The following is a 19,429-nucleotide window of genomic DNA, read 5'->3' as shown; positions in this document are numbered from 1 at the left end:
TACACGAACGCCAGCACCCTTCGATGATCAAGGTGCTGGCGTTGTTATTTATAGAGTTATTTCTAAAGCGAGTGACGCTGCGTTAGCGCAGCCAAATAGCGCTGATAGGCCCCTTCATAGGCGGCCACACACTCGCCATCTGGCTCCGCCAGCGAGGCCGCATCCAGATGCACCAAACGCTCGCAAAGCGATGCCAGGCTAACGCCCTCTGGCTGTAGGTCGCACCAAGCTGCTTGAATGGCCGCGCCCAGCGCAGCGGCATCGGTAATCTCAGGGCAGATCACCTGAGTATCGGTAATATCAGCGACCATTTGCCGCCAAACCGGGCTGTTCGCCCCGCCGCCAATCAGGCGAATTTGGCTGGTGCCTGCGGCAAGCTCACCCAACAGCTCCAGCCCATAGCGCAGGCCAAAGGTTGCGCCTTCCATCACGCCTCGGCAGAGGTTGGCCTGGGTCATGTTACGGCTGGTTAAACCAAGAAAATCGCCCGTGGCATCAGGCAGCATGGGCACCCGCTCGCCGTTAAAAAACGGCAGCACGGTGACACCTTCAGCACCAATGGGGGCGCTGGCGACCTGTTCGCTAAAGGTGGCCAAGTCCAACCCAAACAGCTCACGCACGCGAGTCGTGGCCGAGGTCACGTTCATGGTACAAATCAGCGGCAGCCAGCCACCGTGGCTGGCGCAAAAATTCGCCACCATGGCGCTGTCGCACACCACCGAACTAGGCGAGTAAGCGCACACCGTACCGGAAGTGCCCAAGCTGAGCGTGACCAGCCCCTGGGTAATATTGCCGGTGCCAATCGCCCCCATCATGTTGTCGCCGCCGCCGGAGGAGACCACCACGTTATCGCTCAGCCCCAGCTCCTGAGCCACTAATGGGCGCACATGGCCAGCGGGTTCATGGGCTGCAATAATCCGCGGCAGTACGCGGTCAGGGTCAAGTTCTGGCGCAATGGCGGCAAACACCTCTTTCTGCCAGCACTGGGCGCGGGTATCGAAGTAACCGGTGCCCGAGGCGTCGCCTGCCTCGGTAACCCGTTCGCCGGTCAGCCAGAAGTTTAGGTAGTCATGGGGCAGCAACAGCGTGGCAATACGCTGATAGGCATCCGGGTGATGCTCACGTAGCCAGGCTACTTTGGAGGCGGTATAGCCGGTTTGCAGCACCAGGCCCAGCTTCTCCAGGCAGCCCGCTTCGCCCCCCAGCGTTTCCACCAGCACGCTGTTGTGAGCGCTGGTTTCGGTATCGCACCACAGCTTGGCGGGATACACCGGCACGCCATCGGCATCGAGCGCTACCATGCCGTGCTGTTGGCCAGACACGCCTATACCGCGCACCTGCTTAGCATCGATACCCGCGCGCTCTATCGCTTGAAAGAACGCGCCTTTGAGCGCTGCCAGCCACTCCGCCGGTGCCTGCTCCCGGCGGCCGTGCTCCCCTTCATCCAGGCGATGCGGGCGGCTGCCCTCGCCCAGAATGACGCCCCGCTCCACATCCACTACCACGACTTTGGTACTTTGCGTACCGCAATCCACCCCGATATACATCACAACGTTCCTTTGGACGCGACCAGAGCCTCAAGCGTAGCCCGTGCGCCCCGTTCATGCAGCGACGTCAGCGCTTTCAAGTAGGCATTAAGAAAGCGAGGCTGATCCGCCAAGTCGCCAAACAGCTCGCGATTTTCCACAAAGGCCGCTGGATGCGTGCGGTTATTGGCGGCAATGGCCATTAACGGCTCGCGCAGGCGATCCACAATCTCAATGGCACCCCCTTGCTCATCGACGCCTTCGGCGTAGCGTGCCCAGCTGGCCACCACGGCGGCGCTGCGCTCAACTTCACCGCCCTGGGCAAGCTGCTGGCGAATCACCGGCACTAACCATTTAGGAATGCGATCCGAGCTTTCGGCGCACAGCCTTGCCAAGGTGTCTCTGATTTGCGGGTTCGCAAAGCGCTCAATCAGGGTCAGCCGATACGTTTCTAAATCCACCCCCGGCACGGGGGCCAGCGTCGGCGTGCCCTCTTCGCGCATGTAGCCGAGCAAGAATTCGACAAACAGCGGGTCTTGGCACACCTCATGGGCGTAGCGGTAGCCCGCCAGATAGCCGAAGTAGGTCAGCGCCTGGTGGCTGGCATTGAGCAGGCGCAGCTTCATGAGTTCGTACGGCTCAACATCATCAACGACCTGAACGCCGACCTTCTCGAACGCCGGGCGGCCCAAGGGGAAGTGATCTTCCAGCACCCACTGGGTAAAGGGCTCGCACACCACGGGCCAGGCATCTTCAACGCCAAAGCGTTGGGAGAGCTCTTCGATGTCCGTGGGCGCGGTCACCGGCGTAATGCGGTCCACCATAGCGTTGGGGAACGCTACCTCGGCGGCCAGCCAGTCGCCCAGCTGTGCACTGCGGGCGCGGGCGTAGGCGCTGAACATGCGTTTGGCGACATCGCCGTTACCTTGAATGTTATCGCACGACATCACCGTAAACGGTGCAATACCCCGTGCCCGGCGGCGCACCAGGGCTTCCACCACTAAGCCAAAGCTGGTGGAGGGGCGCTCGGGATGGGCGAGATCGTCGCGCACCTGGGGGGCGTCTAGGTTGAACTCTCCGGTGACCGGATGAAAGTTGTAGCCACCCTCTGTCACGGTGAGCGACACAATCTTGATGGCGGGGTCGGCCATGGCTTCGATCACCGCCTCGGGGTCTTCTGGGGCAAACAGGTAGCTCACCATGCTGCCAATCACCCGAGGCTGATATTCGCCGTCGGGGTGCTTGACCACAAGCGTATAGAGGTAGTCCTGTGCAGCGAGGGCCTGCTGCATGCGTTTATCGCCGGGCATCACCCCCACGCCCACAATGCCCCACTCCAGCGCCTCGCCCTGGTTCATCAGCGCATCCACGTACATCGCCTGATGGGCACGATGAAAACCACCGACGCCAATATGGACGATACCAGGCGTCACGGCCTGACGATCATAGGTCGGCGTCTCAACCGCCGCGCTGAGGGCACCCACGTTGTGGTTGTTAAGCTGAGTCATCGTCACTCTCCGGGTTATTGGCTGGGCAAGCGCGTCCTAGCGCCAGCGCTGATCAGGTGCCACGCTAGCGGTTTTCACCAGCTCAGCGTTCAGCATGTCTTTTTGGTGGGTGCGCTCAAGGGCCCCGCTATGGTTTTGGCCCATACACAGCCAGCGATTCACCAACCGCTCCACCAGCACGGCGTCGTCCACGTCGATCATTAGCGTCCAATCGAACAGCGCGTGCAGCGAACGCCACGGATCTTGGTCCAGCAGCAGGTAGTTGCCTTCCACAATCACAATGCGATGCGCGAGGGTAATCAGCCGCCCACCGGCACGGGCAAGGTCCAGCGGCCGATCAAAGACCGGCACGGCCACCGGCTTATCCGCCCGGCGAATGCGCGCTAAGTCGTGGTGCAGCCCTTCCACATCGAAGGTGTGGGGCGCGCCTTTCACTGGCAGCTGCTCATCGCCTAATACGGCGTTATCGAAGTGGTAGCCATCCATCGGCACCACCGCTGCTTGCCCTGGGCGCAGCTGATTAATCGCCTCGCAGAGCAGCGCGCTGCGGTAGGATTTTCCGGCCCCCGGCGGCCCCGCCAGGGCAACCATAAAGCGCGCCTTGCCTTCGGCGGCATCCAACAGTTGGTGACTTAACGAAACAAGATCAGGGCTCATGGGCGTCTTAGCTCATCCAGTTGCCGCCATCGACATTGAGTGTCTGGGCGACGACGTAATCGCTATCTTGGCTGGCCAGAAACACGGCAGCACCGGTGTGATCTTCGGGCAGGCCCATACGACCATAGGGCACCGCCTCGCCCACTAGGCGCTTTTTCTCGCCCAGCGGGCGGTTCTCAAAACGGGCAAACAGCGCATCAACCTCTTCCCACATCGGGGTGTCCACCACGCCGGGGGCAATGCCGTTGACGTTGATGCGGTGTTTAATCAAATCGAGCCCGCAGGACTGGGTCAGGCTAATCACGGCGGCTTTGCTGGCGCAGTAAACACTCACCAGCGGCTCACCTCTTCTGCCCGCCTGAGAGGCCATATTGATAATTTTGCCCCCCTGGCCTTGGGCCACCATGGCGCGGGCTACGGCCTGCAGGGTGAAAAACATGCCTTTAGTGTTCACCGCGAACTGTTTGTCGAAGCTTGACTCGGTGACATCCAGCACCGGGGCCATATCGAACACCGCCGCGTTATTGACCAAAATATCAATGCCGCCAAAGCGCTCGGTGACGCTCCCCACCATGGCATCGATAGAGCCTTGGTCGCACACGTTCAACACCACGCCCATCACCCGCTCGGCGCTGGCATTCTGCTGCAGCGTGGTGAGTGCGTCTTCGATGGCGTTGGCATCGATATCGGCCACCACGACAATGGCCCCTTCAGCCAAATAACGCTGGGCAATGGCGAGCCCGATGCCGCGGGCGCCGCCGGTAATCACGGCACGCTTATTGAGTAGTTTCATTGTTATCTTGTCCTTGCAGATGTAATTGCCACTCGTCCACTAAGGCGTGAAGCCCGCACATATGGGGCAAAATTCGCCAAGCGCCCGCCGCGAGCAGGCGGTTAGGCTGCTCTTCATCAAGATGGCTTGCGCCCACAAAGCCAATCACCTGCATGCCAGCGGCATGGGCAGCGGTAACGCCTGCCACGCTATCCTCAACCACTAGGCAACGGCTGGGCGGGCAGCCAAGCTCGCTCGCGGCCAAGCGGTAAATCGCAGGGTCAGGTTTGGGCTTGTCGACCTGCTCGGCGGTGAAGATCGGCACATTGCCCAGCGCCGCTTCCAACTGCGTCGTCGCAAGCGATGCCAGCACGCGGCAGCGGCGGCTGTTGGAGACCACGGCTTTCGGTAAATCGATACCGCTAACGGCGTCGTGAACCCCATCAATGGGGGTTAGCTCCCGGGCCAAGCGCGCTTCAATCGCACTATCGACGACCTCAGAGGCATTGGGCGGCAGCGGGTGGCGGCTTAACTGCGCTAGATGGCGAAGAATGTCGGCGGTCGTCATGCCCAGGGCTTGGCTGAGCAGCGTGGGAATATCCAGATCCGGCAGCCACTGCACAAGGTGGGCTTCCAAGGTCTCTTCTGCTAAGGCTTCGCTATCCACCAGGACGCCGTCGCAATCAAAAATCAGCGCCTTCATACCTGCCCCCCTGGTGCAGCAGGCTCGGTCGCCGCTCGGTTATCCTGACGGGTTAGGCTGGCCAGCGGGTGCTGTGACAGGCTCTCTAGCGCCACGCCCTGGGCATCAAACAGATGAGCACGCTCGGCGGCAAAGCCGAACTGAACGGTATCGTTCACCCGGTAGGCCACGTCGCCATCGGCCATGATGGTGATCAGCAGCTCGCCCATCTGCACGTACAGCGAGGTTTGCCCGCCCAAGCGCTCCAGCACTTTAATCTGGCCACTCAGCGGGCCGTTTTCATCCAGCTGCAGGTGCTCAGGGCGAATGCCCAGCTCCAGCGCTTCGTCGCGGGCGAGCTGCTCGCCTGCTACCGGAATGGTGCAGGGCCGCCCGCCGGGCAGGCGCACGGTGACGCCGTCGCTGCTAATGGAGTGCTGCTCAACGCTGAAGAAGTTCATCTTAGGCGAGCCGATAAAGCCCGCCACGAAGCGGTTACGCGGGTGGTGATAGAGCGCCATGGGCGAGCCTACCTGCTCCACCACGCCATCGTGCAGCACGACGATTTTATCGGCCATGGTCATGGCCTCTATCTGGTCGTGGGTCACGTAAATCATCGTGGCATCCAGCTCTTCATGCAGCCGCGCCAGTTCAATACGCATCTGTACCCGCAGCGCCGCGTCCAGGTTGGAGAGCGGTTCGTCGAACAGGAAGATGCTAGGGTTGCGCACAATCGCCCGGCCAATCGCCACCCGCTGGCGCTGGCCGCCAGACAGCGCTTTGGGCTTGCGGTCCAGCAGCGGTTCAAGCTGAAGAATTTTGGCAGCTTCCAGCACTTTGGCGCGGCGCTCCTCTTTGGGCACCCCGGCTAGGCGCATGCTAAAGCCCATGTTGCCTTCAACCGTCATGTGCGGGTACAGCGCGTAGCTTTGAAACACCATCGCTAAGCCCCGGTCGGCGGGGCCTACCTCGTTCATCCGCTGACCATTGATCAAAATGTCGCCGTCGCTGGCGCTCTCCAGCCCCGCGATCATGCGCATCAGCGTGGATTTACCGCAGCCCGAGGGGCCAACGAACACCACGAACTCACGATCGTTAACGTCGAGATCAATGCCCTTGATGACCTTGGTGTCGCCAAACTGCTTGGTAATGTTCTTGAGTTGTAAGGTTGCCATGGGGAACTCCTTTACTTGACGGCGCCAAAGGTCAGGCCGCGCACCATTTGTTTTTGGGTCATCCAGCCGAGGATTAGGATGGGGGCGATGGCCATGGTAGAAGCCGCCGATAGCTTGGCCCAGAACAGCCCTTCGGGGCTTGAGAACGAGGCAATGTAGGCGGTCAACGGCGCGGCTTTCGACGAGGTGAGGTTGAGACTCCAAAACGCTTCGTTCCAGCTCAAAATCACCGAGAGCAGCCCGGTCGACGCAATCCCTGGCAGGGTCAGCGGCAGCAGCAGAAAGAACACTTCCTGCAGGGTGGAAGCCCCATCCATACGTCCCGCCTCAAGAATGTCTTTGGGCATATCTTTAAAGAAGGTGTAGAGCATCCACACCACAATGGGCAGGTTCATCAGGGTGTAAATGATGATCAGCCCGGTGCGGGTATCCAGCAGCCCAACATCGCGGAAAATCAGATAAATAGGCACCAGAACACCCACCGGCGGCAGCATTTTGGTGGAGAGCATCCACAGCAGCGTGCCTTTGGTGCGTTTAGTGGGCAAAAAGGCCATGGCGTAAGCCGAGGGAATGGCAATGAGCAGGGCTAACAACGTGGAGCCAAACGCGATGGCAACGCTGTTTAACGCAAAGCGTGCATAGCCCGAGCGGGCCTGAACGGCTTGATAACTTTCGAGCGTGGGCGAAAAAATAAAGCTGGGGTCGGCAATCGCTGCCGTTTCGGTTTTGAACCCCGTTAGCACCATCCAGAGGATGGGGAAAAAGATAATCAGCGCAATGGACCAGCCCAGCAGGGTTAACACCAGCTGCCGGATGGGCAACGAGCGAGTGTGTGCTGGCGCGCTATTACGATGCGTTGTCATTGAAATGCTCCCAAGACGCCCTGGTGCCGGGGTTAGTCTTCTAAGTTCTTAGCGACCATACGGACAAGGAAAATCGCGACGATATTGGCAAGAATGATGGCGATCACCCCACCCGCCGAGGCCATGCCTACATCAAAATCCAGCAGCGCTTGGATGTAGATCAAATAGGCCAAGTTGGTGGTGGCAAGCCCCGGCCCGCCAGAGGTGGTCACAAAGATCTCGGCAAAAATCGTCAGCAGGAAGATCATCTCAATCATGATCACCACGCTAATGGCACGCTTCAGGTGCGGCAGCGTAATGAAGAAGAAAATCGCCAAGGGGCCCGCGCCATCCATCCGCGCGGCTTCCACTTGGTCTTCATCCAGCGACTGCATCGCCGTCAGCAGGATCAGTAGCGCAAACGGCAGCCACTGCCATGAGACGATAATGATGATGGAGGTCAGCGGTAGCGATGAGAACCAGTCCAACGCGGGCAGCCCCAGCGACTGTGCTAACCACGCCAATACCCCGTTAGAGGGGTGCATCATCATGTTTTTCCATACCAGCGCGCTCACCGTTGGCATGACAAAGAAGGGGGAGATCGCCAATACGCGGGCAATGCCCCGCCCGGCAAAATCCTGTTGAAACAGCACCGCCAACAGGGTGCCGCCCACCACGGTAATCACCAGCACCCAGCCCACCAGCAGCAGCGTGGTGCCCATAGCCGACCATAACGCGGGGTCGGTCAGCAGGTACTCATAGTTCTCTAGCCCGGCGAAGCCTGTCATATCAGGCATGAGCAAGTTGTAGCGCTGGAAAGAGAACCAGATGGTCATGCCGAGGGGCACAATCATCCAGAGCAGCAGCAGCGTTACGGCGGGCGCTTGAAGCGAAAGCGTTCTCAGCCCGCCGACCGTACGGCCAGAAGCACGTGTTCTATTCATGGAAATACCTGCAAGAAAACTGACCTGCTAGAACCAACTAAAGCGCCTGCCCGTGGCCGGGCAGGCGCAGGAGTGCATTAACGTTCGATGTAGCCCGCTCGCTGCATCGTGCGCTCGGTAGCGCGCTGGGCGTTATCCAACGCCTGCTCCACCGATGTATCACCGGTAAGCGCCGCCGCAATGGTTTGGCCTACCTGGGTGCCAATCGACTGGAACTCAGGAATACCCACAAACTGCACGCCCACGTAGGGGTTTGGTTCTAGGCTGGAGTCGGTGGGGTCGGCCTCTTTAATGGCATCTAGCACAAAGGCGGCAAATGGCGCGGCTTCTGTGTACTGCTCATTAGCGTAGGTGGATTCGCGGGTGCCAGGCGGTACGCTGGTCCAACCGTTTGTTTCACCCACAAGCTCGATATACTCCTCCGATGTGGCCCAGGTAATGAACGCCTGAGCGGCTTCTTTATGCTCAGAAGAGGCTGGGATGGCCAGCGCCCAAGACCACAGCCAGTGGGAACCTTTGGGGGTTTCTGCGATGGGCGCTGGCGCAAAGCCAAGCGTGCCTGCTACGTCGGATTCGTTCTCATCGTAGAGCTTGCCTGCCGCTGAGGTAGCATCGACCCACATGGCACAGTTACCGCGCGAGAAGAGCGCGAGGTTCTCGTTAAAGCCGTTGGAGCTTGCGCCGGGTGGGCCATAGTTGCTGAGCAGATCCACGTAGAACGAAATTGCGTTATTCCACGCCTCGGAGTTGAGCTCTGGGTTCCACTGCTCATCGAACCAGCGTCCGCCGAAGGTGTTCACCAGCGTCGACACAAACGCCATGTTCTCGCCCCAGCCCGGCTTGCCGCGCAGGCAAATACCCGCTAAGCCATCTTCGCTGCCGTGAAGCTGTTCAGCCCAGTCGCGCACCTGCGTCCAGGTGGGCTGCTCGGGCATCTCAATGCCTGCCTGCTCAAACAGATCGGTGCGGTAATACATCATGGAGCTTTCCGCATAGAACGGCAGCGCGTGCAGCGTGCCGTCCAGGCTCAAGCCATCGCGTACCGATGCCAGCAGATCGTCTTCGTTATAGTCATCGGGGAGGCTATCCAGCGGCTCAAGCCAGCCGCGCTCGGCCCAAATAGGCACTTCATAGGTACCGATGGTCATCACGTCGAATTGCCCACCGCCGGTGGCAATATCCGTGGTCATACGCTGACGCAGCACGTTCTCCTCAAGCACCACCCAGTCCAGCGTGATATCTGGATGCGCTTGCTCAAAGGCATCGGTCAGGCTCTGCATGATGACCATGTCGTTATTGTTCACCGTGGCGACGGTGATCTCGGTTTGAGCCTGGGCGTGGCCAGCCAATGCGATGGCAGCCGCTAGGGTCGTGACGGGCAAATGACGTGCGAGACGCATACAGCACTCCTCTTGGCAAATGTTGGCATTGTTGTTGCCTTGATCTTATTGATCATCAACCGAACAAATGATCGTACGCGAACCAAAAAAAAGCAAAGCTTGCCGAGTTAGACTTTATGCTAATTCATTCAATCGCTTGCATGTTGCAAGCGCGAAGTGACGCGTCATTTCATCGCCTCGACAATATGCCTGGCGGCAATCTCATCGGTGATCAACCCTTTCAACCAGCCACCGCGCAGCGCGGCTAAAATAGCGGGGGCTTTATCTCGGCCACCGGCAATGCCCACCATCAGGTGTTTGCCAAAGCGTTCAAGCGGCAGGCTCGTGACTCGTCGCGTAATCGAACAATCAATCACTTCGCCACGCCGATTCAACGGCCACCCCAGCAGCTCCCCTACGGCTTCACGACCCAGCAGTTCATCCAGCTCGCTTTCGCTAATGAAGTGGTCTTGGAAAAGCGTGGCTTGGCGGTCAATGCGACCAATGCCGATAAACGCCGCTTCCGACTCTCGCGCCACATCGGCAATCGCTTTAAACAAACGTTGCGACAGCATGGCTTCTTTCTCCGCCAGCGACTCCGCCACCACCGGCGCGGGAAGTAAAAAGCGCTCGCCACCGGTTTTATCCGCCAGCACCATCACGGCGTCATAGCGGTTAGCGGAGCCGTCACGGGCTACGTTACCCACCAGCGAGACAAAGCGATGCTGCGGCCGCTCCACACGGCTAAGCGCTTCCACCGCCGCACGCACCGAGCGCCCGGTACCCAGAGACAGCGTCAGCGGCTCGCTGCGCTCCACCAGCCGCGCAATGCGCTCAGCCCCCGCCACCGCCAAATAGTACGCAGCGCTTTCGGGGGCGTGGGTGTCGGCAGGCACCACATCGCAGTAGGTCAGCTGAAAATGCTCGCGTAGTAAGCTGCCTAAGGCCATGCAGGTCGAGATGGGATGGTCAATGTGCACTTTCACCAGCCCCTCTTGGCGCGCCAACGCCAGCAAGCGCTGCACACCGGGCCTTGATACGCCAAGCTGGGTGGCAATCTCGTCCTGAGTCATCCCACCCACGTAGGACATCCAGGCGGCTCGCGCCGCCTGATCGAGCTTTACTTCAAACTTATCCATGGATTGGCTCGCCGCCTTATGCTTAAAAAAACCTCATCATACAAAGCCTACGCCAAGACCAGTAGTGCCCTATCCGTTAACATGGGCACCTGACGACGTATCCCGATGCACAGAGGTAGCTTGGCATGTATAAACTCGCGTTTTTTGTTCCCATTGAGAATGTTGAAAGCGTCAAAAACGCTGTCTTTGAAGCTGGCGCTGGTCGCATTGGCGACTACGAGCATGTGTGCTTTCAAACCCGGGGCACCGGACAGTTCCGCCCAATGAAGGGTGCCGAACCGCATATTGGGCAGGTCGGCACACTGGAAACTGTCGAGGAGTTCAAGGTCGAACTGGTCTGCGCCGACGAACATATCCAGGCCGCCATTGCCGCCCTCAAGCTGGCTCACCCCTATGAAGAAGTGGCGTACGATGTCTGGCAGCTTGCCAACCTTTAAGTAACGCACTAAGCGCTGCCCACATAGCGCTCGCGATCTTCGGGCGTAATTTTGCTGGTATGGAGCGGAAAAACAGCGCTTTCCCGGTCGGCAAAGTAGTGGCGCAGCGTGCGCTCGATGGTGGGGAAAGCGAGTGCGTCCCAGGGGATCTCGTCTTCCTCAAACAGTGCCACCTCCAGGCTCTCTGGCCCTGCGCTGAAACCCCCTAACAAGTCGGCCAGGAAAATCATATACACTTGGTTGATATGCGGTAGATCAATCAGCGTGTACAAATCTCCCAGCGTGACCTCCGCAAACGCCTCTTCCCAGGTTTCTCGCGTGGCGGCCTGTTGCGTGGTTTCAGCGTTCTCCATGTAGCCCGCAGGTAGCGTCCAGTAGCCTTTGCGTGGGGATATCGCCCGCTTGCAGAGTAGGACTTTGGAACCGCTGACAGGCAGCGTGCCTGCTACGATCCGCGGGTTTTGGTAATGGATAGTGCCACAGCCGTCGCATAGGTAGCGTGGGCGGTCGTCACCTTCGGGAACGGCAAATCGGACTTTCTCACCGCACTGACTACAAAAGTTCATCGCGTTTTCTCTACGGCTGGTGGGTCGAGGCATCAACGTGCTTGACGATGATCACCGTGGCTGGGTAAAAGAGAGCAAAGCAACGGGAATCCCTATGTTAGAGAAACTGCGCCAACAGCTGCAACAGCATACCCCTCAACGGCTAGACCACGTAGCGCTGCCAGAAGCCGCCGTGCTGATGCCGATTGTGGAGCGCCCTGCCCCCACACTGCTTTTTACACGCAGAGCCAGCCACCTAAACACCCATCGCGGTCAAGTGGCTTTTCCGGGCGGCAAGCGTGAGCCAGAGGATACTGACCTGTACGCCACGGCGCTACGGGAAGCGGAGGAGGAGATTGCGCTCGCCCCTGGGTTGGTGCAGCCTCTGGGGCGACTGTCCGACGTGATTTCGCTGCACGGCATTCGTGTGACGCCTTGGGTCGGCATTATCCCGCCCGACCTGCCGCTGGTAGCTGACCCCGCAGAGTTAGACGCTATTTTTGAAGTCCCACTCAGCCACTTTTTAAACGACCAACGCACCCATACCGATGTGATTACCGTCGATGGCGTTGCCCACTATGTGCCCAGCTACCGGGTAGAGGGCCACGTGATTTGGGGGCTTTCCGCAATGATGCTGGTCGAGCTGTTAGCCGAAGGGTTTGGCATGGGCATTGATCTTTATCAGCGCCCTCCCGGAGCACTCCGTCATTACCCTGAGCGCCACACGCCGAACAGAAGCCGCCAACGCCGCTCGGCCGCCCCAACGCCCGTTACGAGAACCACTAAATGATCGCTTTATCTGAACTGGATGCACCCGCCCTTGATCCAAAAGCCCATTTGGAGCTGGTCGACGCGCTGGTGGAACAGGGTTGGTATGTGGGCAAAGGGGTGATCGACTCGGCACTCTGTCAAGCGCTGCACCGCGAGATTCACCACCTAGCCGAACACGATGCGCTGGATGAAGCGGGCATTGGCCGAGGCCAGCAGCACCATCTGCGTAAAGATATCCGAGGCGATGCTATCCATTGGTTAGACCGGGAGAGCGAAGCCCAACGCCGCTATTTAAACGCCATGGCGGAACTGCAGCAGTCGCTCAACCAAGCGCTGTTTCTTGGCCTGTTTGAGTACGAGGCCCACTTTGCCCATTACCCCGCCGGTGCCTTCTACCAGCGTCACCTGGACAGCTTTCGCGGGCGCGCCAACCGAGTGATTTCCACCGTAGGCTACTTAAACCCCGACTGGCCGAGCGATGGCGGCGGCGAAATGGTGATTTATCACCCGGACGATCCCACCCTGGAAGTCGCCCGCGTGGTGCCCGAAGCCGGCACCTTTGCCTGCTTTTTATCGGAAACCATCCCCCACGAAGTGCTGCCCACCCGCCAGCCCCGCGCCAGCATTGCGGGCTGGTTCCGCCGCAACGCATCGATGGGTGGGGTGCTAGACCCTGCGCGCTAATTTATGAGCGATGCAGACGCCGCCCTAGCAGCGAAAGTGGCCGCTTTGGAATCGCGCAACGCCGTGCTTGAAGAAGAAAAGCGCCACTACCAATGGCTCGCCGAGAGCACCACCGATCTCATTTCTCGCCACGCACGGGACGGCACGTTTCTGTATGCCTCCCAGGCTGCCCGGGAGCTGCTCGGCTACGAGCCCAACGAGCTGATCGGCGTCTCCGCCTACCAGCTGTTTCATCCGGCGGATTTAAGCGACCTGCTCAATAAATCGCCGCGGGTGTACTACCACGACGGCTTCTACCAGCAAACCTACCGTTTTCGTGCTAAAGCAGGCCACTACGTTTGGTTTGAAACCACCAGCCGTACTCGGCGTGATCCCACCACTGGCGAGCTGTTAGATATCCTGTGCGTTTCCAGAGATGTCGGGCGACGCATTGAGGCAGAAGCCACGCGAGAGCGTTTAGCCCAAGTGGTCGAGTCCACCACCGACTACGTGCTGTTTTTAGGGCCACATCAGCAGGTGTTTAGTGCTAACGAAGCCGCCCGCCGCTGCTTTTCTCTGCCCACCACCGCGCCCACCGCGCTGAGCGAACTCTATCAGGAGGAGTCGCTGCGACTGCTGCATGAGGTGGTGTTTCCTGCCGTTGAACGCTACGGCTCTTGGAGCGGCGAGCTGGGTATGCGCACCGCGAGCGGCAGCGTGCCGGTGCTCAGCGTGGTATTAGCCCATCGCAGCCGAGGGGCCGAGCCGGGCCATTATGCCCTGGTGAATCGTGATATTAGCGCCCGCAAAGCGGCCGAGGCTCAGGCGCGACGTCACCAAGAACAAATTGCCCACGCCAATCGGCTGGCTGCCGCAGGCGAGCTTGCTTCCAATATCGCCCATGAGCTAAACCAGCCCTTAGGCGCGATTGCCAACTACACCAGCGGTGCGCTGTTAAAGTGCCAACAGCACCCCACTCCCCCGGCAAGCGATCTGCAGCTACCACTGGAGCGCATTGATGAGCAGGTGCAGCGCCTCGCCCAGCGGCTGCGCCACCTGCGTAGTTTCGTGCGTAAACGCAGCCACCAAGTGCGCCCGCTGGTGCTGTCAGACGTAGTCGCGGCCGCTTGCCGGCTCTGTGAGTGGCAGTATCAGCAGGCATCCATCACCCTCACGGCCCAGCTTCCCAGTGGATTACCGCGTATCTACGCCGATGCCATCGCCTTGGAACAAGTCATTGTTAACTTGCTGCTTAACGCGTTGGCCGCTAGCCGACGGATAAGTGAGGCAAAGACAGTACGCATAAGTGCGCGGCGAAGCGGCCAGCGCCAGATCACGCTCAGCATTGAAGATGAAGGGCCAGGGGTCGACCAAGCGCATCAGCAAACGATTTTTGATGCCTTTTTCACGACACGCGACGAAGGACTCGGCATGGGGCTGGCCATTAGCCGCACGCTGGTGGAGAGTATGGGAGGTGCGCTCTCCCTTCGCACCGACACCCCCCAAGGTGCCTGTTTTGATGTGGCACTACGAACGGAGACCGATGCCTAATGCCCTTGTCTACTCACACGTCAGCATCTCCTAGCATGATTGCGGTGGTCGACGACGACCAAGCCCTGCGTGAATCGCTGGTATGGCTGTTGGAATCAGTGGGGCTTAGCACCCGCGCCTTTACAAGCGGTGACGCCTTTTTAGCCGCCACTCCTGAAGTATTTGGCGCGCTACTGTTGGATGTTCGCATGCCGGGGATGAGCGGGCTGCAGGTGCAGCAACAGTTAGTCGATCAGCATGCCAGCCTACCCATCATCATCATGACGGGACACGGCGACGTACCCATGGCGGTGACAGCGCTGAAAAACGGTGCCTTTGATTTCATCGAAAAACCGTTTAACCATCAGCAACTGATTGAAGTCGTGCAGCGGGCATTAAGCCGTGCCGAGCAGCACCACCAGCAACAGCAGGCAATAGCACAGTTACAGGCTTGCTTTGAGGCACTGCGCCCAAAAGAGCAGCGCATCGTGATTCATGTGGCAGAGGGTATGACCAGCCGTGAAATTGCTGAGCATATGGGGATTAGCGCCAAAACTGTCGAGGTGTATCGACTGCGCGCGATGAAAGCGATGGGAGCCACTCATGTGGCTGAACTGGTGCGTCAGGCAGTAGCGCTTTCATTGGTACCGGCGCTACTGCCCACTTCCTCTTAAAGGCGAAGCTCGCCAGTGCTGACTAGCTTAACGGCACCACTTGGCCATTGGCTTCTTCCAGTACGCGGCTCACCTGCTCGTAGTTCGCGCGGCCTTCACCTTCATGCTCTTCAATCAGGCCCACCACATTCAGCAGTGTTTCCATACCAAATGCTTGCTCATCGGTCGCCGTGAACGCCTGAATATAGGCGTTGCCTTCGGCCCCCCAACCCAGCTTGATGGGTGCATCAATAATGTTTACCTGCGTGCCCACCGGTACGCGCCAGAAAACGGACTCAATATCCTCAGGATGCATACGGATACAGCCACGGCTGGCGCGCATACCAATACCGTCAGGCTGGTTCGTGCCGTGAATCAGGTAGCCCGGAATATCCAGCAAAATCGCGTACTGGCCAAGCGGATTATCCGGGCCTGGGGGCACAACAGCGGGCGGTGGATCACCACGCTCGGCAGCTTCCCGGCGGATTGATGCTGGGGGGTACCAGGCCGGATTTTCCAGACGCATGGTGGTTTCGGTAATACCCAGCGGCGTATTGTAGGCATCTCGCCCGATACCAATGGGATAGGTTTCTACCCGTGGAGCTTCGCCATTCTCTGGCTCGGGATAGTAGTAGAGGCGCAGTTCGGCGACGTTAATGACAATACCCGTGCGGGGTTCATCCGGCAAAATAAACTGGCTGGGAATGGTCACCTCGGTGCCCTCACCCGGCACCCATATGCTGACATCCGGGTTAGCCATACGAATCTCTTCGTAGCCCACATTATGTTCCCGGGCAATATCCAACAGCGTATCTTCATCGCTGGCGGTAACGGTATAAACCTGCCCAATCATATTGCCTGCTTCGGGTAACAAAAAGTGCCCTTTTGGCAGCTCAGTCTCGCTGGCCAGGGCTCCGGTTGCTATTAGCCAGGTGCTTAGCGCTACCACACCGCTTGCCAAACGGTGCTTAAATTGCTGAAACGGCAATAAATGTGCAGTCAGGGTCATGGGTTCTCCTTTTTATGCGGCCCACGCTGCGCGATAGACCTAGTAGGTATGAATATGCCCAGCCACGGGCAATCGGTCAATTCGTCAGACTGTCGCAGCGTTTAACACAGGTTCTTAGCGGCATTGATATTGATTAAGAGTTAGCCACTTACATTGCAAATCACCCTTCAGCTCCTACCTTGAGAAGTGTCCTTGCACAGCGAAGTGCAGGGCCAATGAGGACGACCAGGGGCACCGTTGCACGCGGCATCTGCTTGCCGCTACGTTATCGCCACTCGGTTATATGGGGATTAACAGGTGTGCGGCGATGTCTCTTCATCAACACGCAAGGAGCAATAACGATGAAACCGACTTTTCTTAGCACGCTGATACTACCGGCACTGCTGGTCACTTCAGGCATCACACAGGCCACCGAAAATAGCACTAGCATGGAAGCCTCCTACCTAACTCACGCACCGGAAAACACCTTCCATTCCGACTCGCTGACGGGCAATCAGGTGCGCAGCAGCGTTGAAAATGATGAAGATATTGGCACCATCAATGACTTGATCATTGATGAAGATGGCCAGATTCAAGCCGTGGTGGTGGGCGTTGGTGGCTTTCTGGGCATGGGCGAAAAAGATGTCGCCATTGAATGGGACTCTCTTGAGCTAACAAAAGGGGAAGACGGTGAAGAGTATGTCATTTCCGTCAATGCTTCCGAAGAAGCACTCCAGGAAGCCCAAGAGTACGATCGCGACAGCGACCTTCGCACCGAACGCAACACCGAGATGAATAACAGCGAAGAAGACGCTGACGACGTCAGCGACGCCCAGAGCTAATCGTAGCGTCCGGCACTGGCATTCACCCGTCGCTGCTCGCAAAAAGGGCCTTGCCACTCGGCAAGGCCCTTCTCGTGTTAACGGCAGCGCCATTCAAAAAACGCTGCCAAGCGCTGCTCTATGGCAGCGCCTGGCAGCGCTTCGGGTATTAGCCTTTCAGCTTGGCCGACATGGTGATGTCTGCATTAAGCACTTTGGACACCGGGCAGTTCGCCTTCGCAGTTTCAGCAGCTTCTTTGAAAGCGGCCTCATCGGCACCACTCACGCTCGCTTCCACATCCAGGTGAATACTGGAAATATCAAACCCCGTGTCGCTTTGCGATAGCGTCACACGTGCCTGGGTATCGATAGCGTCTGCCGTGTAGCCTTTCTCACCCAAAATCATGGAAAGGGCCATAGAGAAGCAGCTGGCGTGGGCGGCACCGATCAGCTCTTCCGGGTTGGTGCCGGGCTCGCCTTCAAAACGCTGCTTAAAGGAGTAGCCTGCATTCAATGCACCGCTTTCGGTAGCCACTTTGCCTTGGCCATCTTTCAGACCGCCTTCCCAATGTGCGCTTGCTTTACTATCCATTCTGTTCTCCTTTCCTAGGGTAGTGTGCTTCTCACAGGGTGAACGCAGGTTTACGTTCCGTGCTTATTCAGCGTAGCTGATTCTAGACGACGATTCTATCGCTCTCGCCTTACAGCGGTGTTACTGCCGCCAAAGGAGGCGATATCGCTGGGGAGTCAGCCTGAAGCGCATCCATGGAACGCTCTCCACGCTCGTCAAAGGGGGTAGTGGCATCGATCGTTAGCTCAACCCGGCGGTTGACCGCACGGCCATCCGGAGTGTCGTTAGCGGCCAGCGGGCGCGTCTCTGCAAACCCTTGGATAAGCAGCCGCCCAGGCGCTATTTCCCCGCTCTCCACCAGCACGTTGGCCACTGAAGCAGCGCGCATCGCCGATAGATCCCAGTTGCTGCGAAACTGAGCGGTACGAATGGGTACGTTGTCGGTGTGTCCGTCAATCGACACGGTGCCGGTTAGGTCGCCCAACAGCGTGGCCAGCTCTTGTAACACACTGGCAAATGCGGGCGTTACGGTAGCGGTTCCCGAACCAAAGGTGCCATTTTCAGCGATGCGCACCACTACCCGATACTCATCTACCGTGATCTCGGCCACTCCCTCGGGTAATGAAGACTCTAAAAGTGCTTCCACACGGCTGGCCACCTGCAGACTACGCTGGCGCTGCTGTGTTTCCAGCATGCTGCGCATTGACTCAAGCTGAGGCTGCTGCTGCATCGTGCGCTGGCGAACTTCTTCAAGTAAGGTACGATCCGGCGTTGCCGGAGAGAAGTGCTGGAGCGTGGCGCTGGTTCCCATAGGCACCTGCATGGCCTCAATATCACGCTGCACTCCAAACGCTTTGGAAAGCTCGTCCGCCACGCGACGAAACTTCTGTGCATCAATTTCTGCAAATGAGAGCAGCAGTACAAAAAAGCATAGCAACAGTGACATTAGGTCAGCGTAGGTCACCATCCAGGCAGGAATATTGGTCTGCTTTTGCGCCATGGGTTAGGTCCGCTCGCTTGCTGCATTGCGCTCTTCGCTACTCTCCGCGCTGCGATGCTCCGGCGGCAGGTAAATGGTGAGCATCTGCTCCAGTACACGAGGATTTTTATCACCTTTGATCGCCAGCACTGCATCGATCCAAAGCTCTTGCATCTTGGCTTCTTGATTCATGCGCACCCAGAGCTTCTCGGCAATGGGGTTCGCGAACATGGTAGCGATCATGGCTCCGTACATGGTCGTTAACAACGCCACCGCCATGGCCGGGCCAATAAGCGAGGGATCACCCATATTAGAGAGCATCTGAACAAGCCCCACGAGCGTACCGATCATCCCCATGGCAGGCGATACTTCGCCAAGCGCTGAGAACACCTGGCCACCGGCTTCATTACGCTCCAGGGTCAGTAAACGCTCCTTCTCCATCATCTCTTTGATCATGTCGGCACTAAAGCCGTCTGCCAGCATTTGCAGGCCTTTCTTTAAAAACGGAGAGTTTACTTCCCGACTCTCTAAGGCAATCATGCCTTCTCGGCGAGCGACTTTCGAAAGCTCCACCAGCTCATCAATACTCTCTTGAATACTGGGCAGTTGAAACTTAAACGCCCGCGCCGCTGCTTTAAACGCAAACTTGAACTGTGTAATGCTGAACTTGGCGAGAACAACAAATAAGCTACCCCCTACCACCAACAGTAAGCCGGTAGGGTTCATAAACACTTCCGGCGATGTGCCCATAATGACAGAGGCACCCACCAGCACGGCAGCTCCTACCAAGCCAATCAGCGTTGCGAGATCCACGGCTTTTCCTCAACGGGTCATCAATTGCAATCCT

General features: G+C 58.4%; 21 protein-coding genes. 6 read left to right on the top strand and 15 right to left on the bottom strand.

All coding sequences use genetic code 11. The features are described 5' to 3' along the window. Nucleotides 1–62: 62 nt before the first annotated feature. The 10 genes from xylB to IEW65_RS02745 form a co-directional block, all read right to left on the bottom strand. Nucleotides 63–1,547, bottom strand: coding sequence for a xylulokinase (gene xylB / locus IEW65_RS02790; RefSeq protein ID WP_188637986.1), 1,485 nt, complete (start codon nucleotides 1,545–1,547; stop codon nucleotides 63–65). Next, nucleotides 1,547–3,034, bottom strand: coding sequence for a mannitol dehydrogenase family protein (locus IEW65_RS02785; protein WP_188637985.1), 1,488 nt, complete (start codon nucleotides 3,032–3,034; stop codon nucleotides 1,547–1,549). The genes xylB and IEW65_RS02785 overlap by 1 nt, the downstream gene beginning before the upstream one ends. A gap of 36 nt (nucleotides 3,035–3,070) precedes the next feature. After that, nucleotides 3,071–3,691: a nucleoside/nucleotide kinase family protein gene (locus IEW65_RS02780; protein ID WP_188637984.1), complete on the bottom strand. Its 621-nt coding sequence runs from the start codon at nucleotides 3,689–3,691 to the stop codon at nucleotides 3,071–3,073. Nucleotides 3,692–3,698: 7 nt separating this feature from the next. Continuing rightward, nucleotides 3,699–4,484 (bottom strand): L-iditol 2-dehydrogenase, encoded by a 786-nt coding sequence (locus IEW65_RS02775; RefSeq protein WP_188637983.1) that lies wholly within the window; start codon nucleotides 4,482–4,484, stop codon nucleotides 3,699–3,701. Continuing rightward, on the bottom strand, nucleotides 4,468–5,166 hold the full coding sequence (locus IEW65_RS02770) for an HAD family hydrolase (RefSeq protein WP_188637982.1): 699 nt from the start codon (nucleotides 5,164–5,166) through the stop codon (nucleotides 4,468–4,470). Before IEW65_RS02770 ends, IEW65_RS02775 begins: the two co-directional genes overlap by 17 nt. Further along, nucleotides 5,163–6,320, bottom strand: a complete 1,158-nt coding sequence (locus IEW65_RS02765) for an ABC transporter ATP-binding protein (protein ID WP_188637981.1) — start codon at nucleotides 6,318–6,320, stop codon at nucleotides 5,163–5,165. The genes IEW65_RS02770 and IEW65_RS02765 overlap by 4 nt, the downstream gene beginning before the upstream one ends. A gap of 11 nt (nucleotides 6,321–6,331) precedes the next feature. Continuing rightward, nucleotides 6,332–7,183, bottom strand: a complete 852-nt coding sequence (locus tag IEW65_RS02760; protein WP_188637980.1) for a carbohydrate ABC transporter permease — start codon at nucleotides 7,181–7,183, stop codon at nucleotides 6,332–6,334. Nucleotides 7,184–7,215: 32 nt separating this feature from the next. Next, nucleotides 7,216–8,106: a carbohydrate ABC transporter permease gene (locus IEW65_RS02755; protein WP_188637979.1), complete on the bottom strand. Its 891-nt coding sequence runs from the start codon at nucleotides 8,104–8,106 to the stop codon at nucleotides 7,216–7,218. Nucleotides 8,107–8,183: 77 nt separating this feature from the next. Further along, nucleotides 8,184–9,506, bottom strand: a complete 1,323-nt coding sequence (locus IEW65_RS02750) for an ABC transporter substrate-binding protein (RefSeq protein WP_188637978.1) — start codon at nucleotides 9,504–9,506, stop codon at nucleotides 8,184–8,186. 164 nt (nucleotides 9,507–9,670) lie between these two features. Beyond that, nucleotides 9,671–10,624 (bottom strand): sugar-binding transcriptional regulator, encoded by a 954-nt coding sequence (locus tag IEW65_RS02745; protein ID WP_188637977.1) that lies wholly within the window; start codon nucleotides 10,622–10,624, stop codon nucleotides 9,671–9,673. A gap of 125 nt (nucleotides 10,625–10,749) precedes the next feature. Here IEW65_RS02745 and IEW65_RS02740 point away from each other — a divergent pair, with 125 nt between their 5' ends. After that, nucleotides 10,750–11,061: a YqfO family protein gene (locus IEW65_RS02740; RefSeq protein ID WP_188637976.1), complete on the top strand. Its 312-nt coding sequence runs from the start codon at nucleotides 10,750–10,752 to the stop codon at nucleotides 11,059–11,061. 8 nt (nucleotides 11,062–11,069) lie between these two features. Here IEW65_RS02740 and IEW65_RS02735 read toward each other — a convergent pair whose 3' ends face one another. After that, nucleotides 11,070–11,627, bottom strand: a complete 558-nt coding sequence (locus IEW65_RS02735; RefSeq protein ID WP_188637975.1) for an NUDIX hydrolase — start codon at nucleotides 11,625–11,627, stop codon at nucleotides 11,070–11,072. Between the two features lie 94 nt (nucleotides 11,628–11,721). Between IEW65_RS02735 and IEW65_RS02730 the strand changes: the two genes are divergently transcribed. The 4 genes from IEW65_RS02730 to IEW65_RS02715 are packed head-to-tail and all read left to right on the top strand — an operon-like array spanning nucleotide 11,722 to nucleotide 15,244. After that, nucleotides 11,722–12,396, top strand: a complete 675-nt coding sequence (locus tag IEW65_RS02730; protein ID WP_188638276.1) for a CoA pyrophosphatase — start codon at nucleotides 11,722–11,724, stop codon at nucleotides 12,394–12,396. Continuing rightward, complete coding sequence (locus IEW65_RS02725) at nucleotides 12,393–13,061, top strand: 2OG-Fe(II) oxygenase (RefSeq protein WP_188637974.1); 669 nt, start codon at nucleotides 12,393–12,395, stop codon at nucleotides 13,059–13,061. Before IEW65_RS02730 ends, IEW65_RS02725 begins: the two co-directional genes overlap by 4 nt. 3 nt (nucleotides 13,062–13,064) lie before the next feature. Then, nucleotides 13,065–14,591, top strand: a complete 1,527-nt coding sequence (locus IEW65_RS02720) for a PAS domain-containing sensor histidine kinase (RefSeq protein WP_188637973.1) — start codon at nucleotides 13,065–13,067, stop codon at nucleotides 14,589–14,591. After that, on the top strand, nucleotides 14,591–15,244 hold the full coding sequence (locus tag IEW65_RS02715; RefSeq protein ID WP_188637972.1) for a response regulator transcription factor: 654 nt from the start codon (nucleotides 14,591–14,593) through the stop codon (nucleotides 15,242–15,244). Before IEW65_RS02720 ends, IEW65_RS02715 begins: the two co-directional genes overlap by 1 nt. Before the next feature lie 22 nt (nucleotides 15,245–15,266). Here the strand turns inward: IEW65_RS02715 and IEW65_RS02710 are convergent, their stop codons facing one another. Next, nucleotides 15,267–16,232: a L,D-transpeptidase family protein gene (locus tag IEW65_RS02710; protein WP_188637971.1), complete on the bottom strand. Its 966-nt coding sequence runs from the start codon at nucleotides 16,230–16,232 to the stop codon at nucleotides 15,267–15,269. Between the two features lie 341 nt (nucleotides 16,233–16,573). Here IEW65_RS02710 and IEW65_RS02705 point away from each other — a divergent pair, with 341 nt between their 5' ends. After that, entirely contained in the window at nucleotides 16,574–17,053 is a 480-nt protein-coding gene (locus tag IEW65_RS02705) for a PRC-barrel domain-containing protein (RefSeq protein ID WP_188637970.1), read from the top strand. A gap of 148 nt (nucleotides 17,054–17,201) precedes the next feature. Here the strand turns inward: IEW65_RS02705 and IEW65_RS02700 are convergent, their stop codons facing one another. The 3 genes from IEW65_RS02700 to IEW65_RS02690 all read right to left on the bottom strand — a co-directional run bounded on the left by IEW65_RS02700 (nucleotide 17,202) and on the right by IEW65_RS02690 (nucleotide 19,395). Then, entirely contained in the window at nucleotides 17,202–17,624 is a 423-nt protein-coding gene (locus tag IEW65_RS02700) for an OsmC family protein (RefSeq protein WP_188637969.1), read from the bottom strand. A 109-nt stretch (nucleotides 17,625–17,733) separates the two neighbouring features. After that, nucleotides 17,734–18,603, bottom strand: coding sequence for a flagellar motor protein MotB (locus IEW65_RS02695; RefSeq protein WP_188637968.1), 870 nt, complete (start codon nucleotides 18,601–18,603; stop codon nucleotides 17,734–17,736). A gap of 3 nt (nucleotides 18,604–18,606) precedes the next feature. Further along, on the bottom strand, nucleotides 18,607–19,395 hold the full coding sequence (locus IEW65_RS02690) for a MotA/TolQ/ExbB proton channel family protein (RefSeq protein WP_188637967.1): 789 nt from the start codon (nucleotides 19,393–19,395) through the stop codon (nucleotides 18,607–18,609). Nucleotides 19,396–19,429: the final 34 nt, after the last annotated feature.

The sequence above is a fragment of the Vreelandella lutescens genome, assembly GCF_014640815.1.
Classification (GTDB): Bacteria; Pseudomonadota; Gammaproteobacteria; order Pseudomonadales; family Halomonadaceae; genus Vreelandella; species Vreelandella lutescens.
The sequence above is the reverse complement of the archived record's forward strand: the minus strand, read 5'-3'. Positions and strand labels throughout refer to the sequence as shown.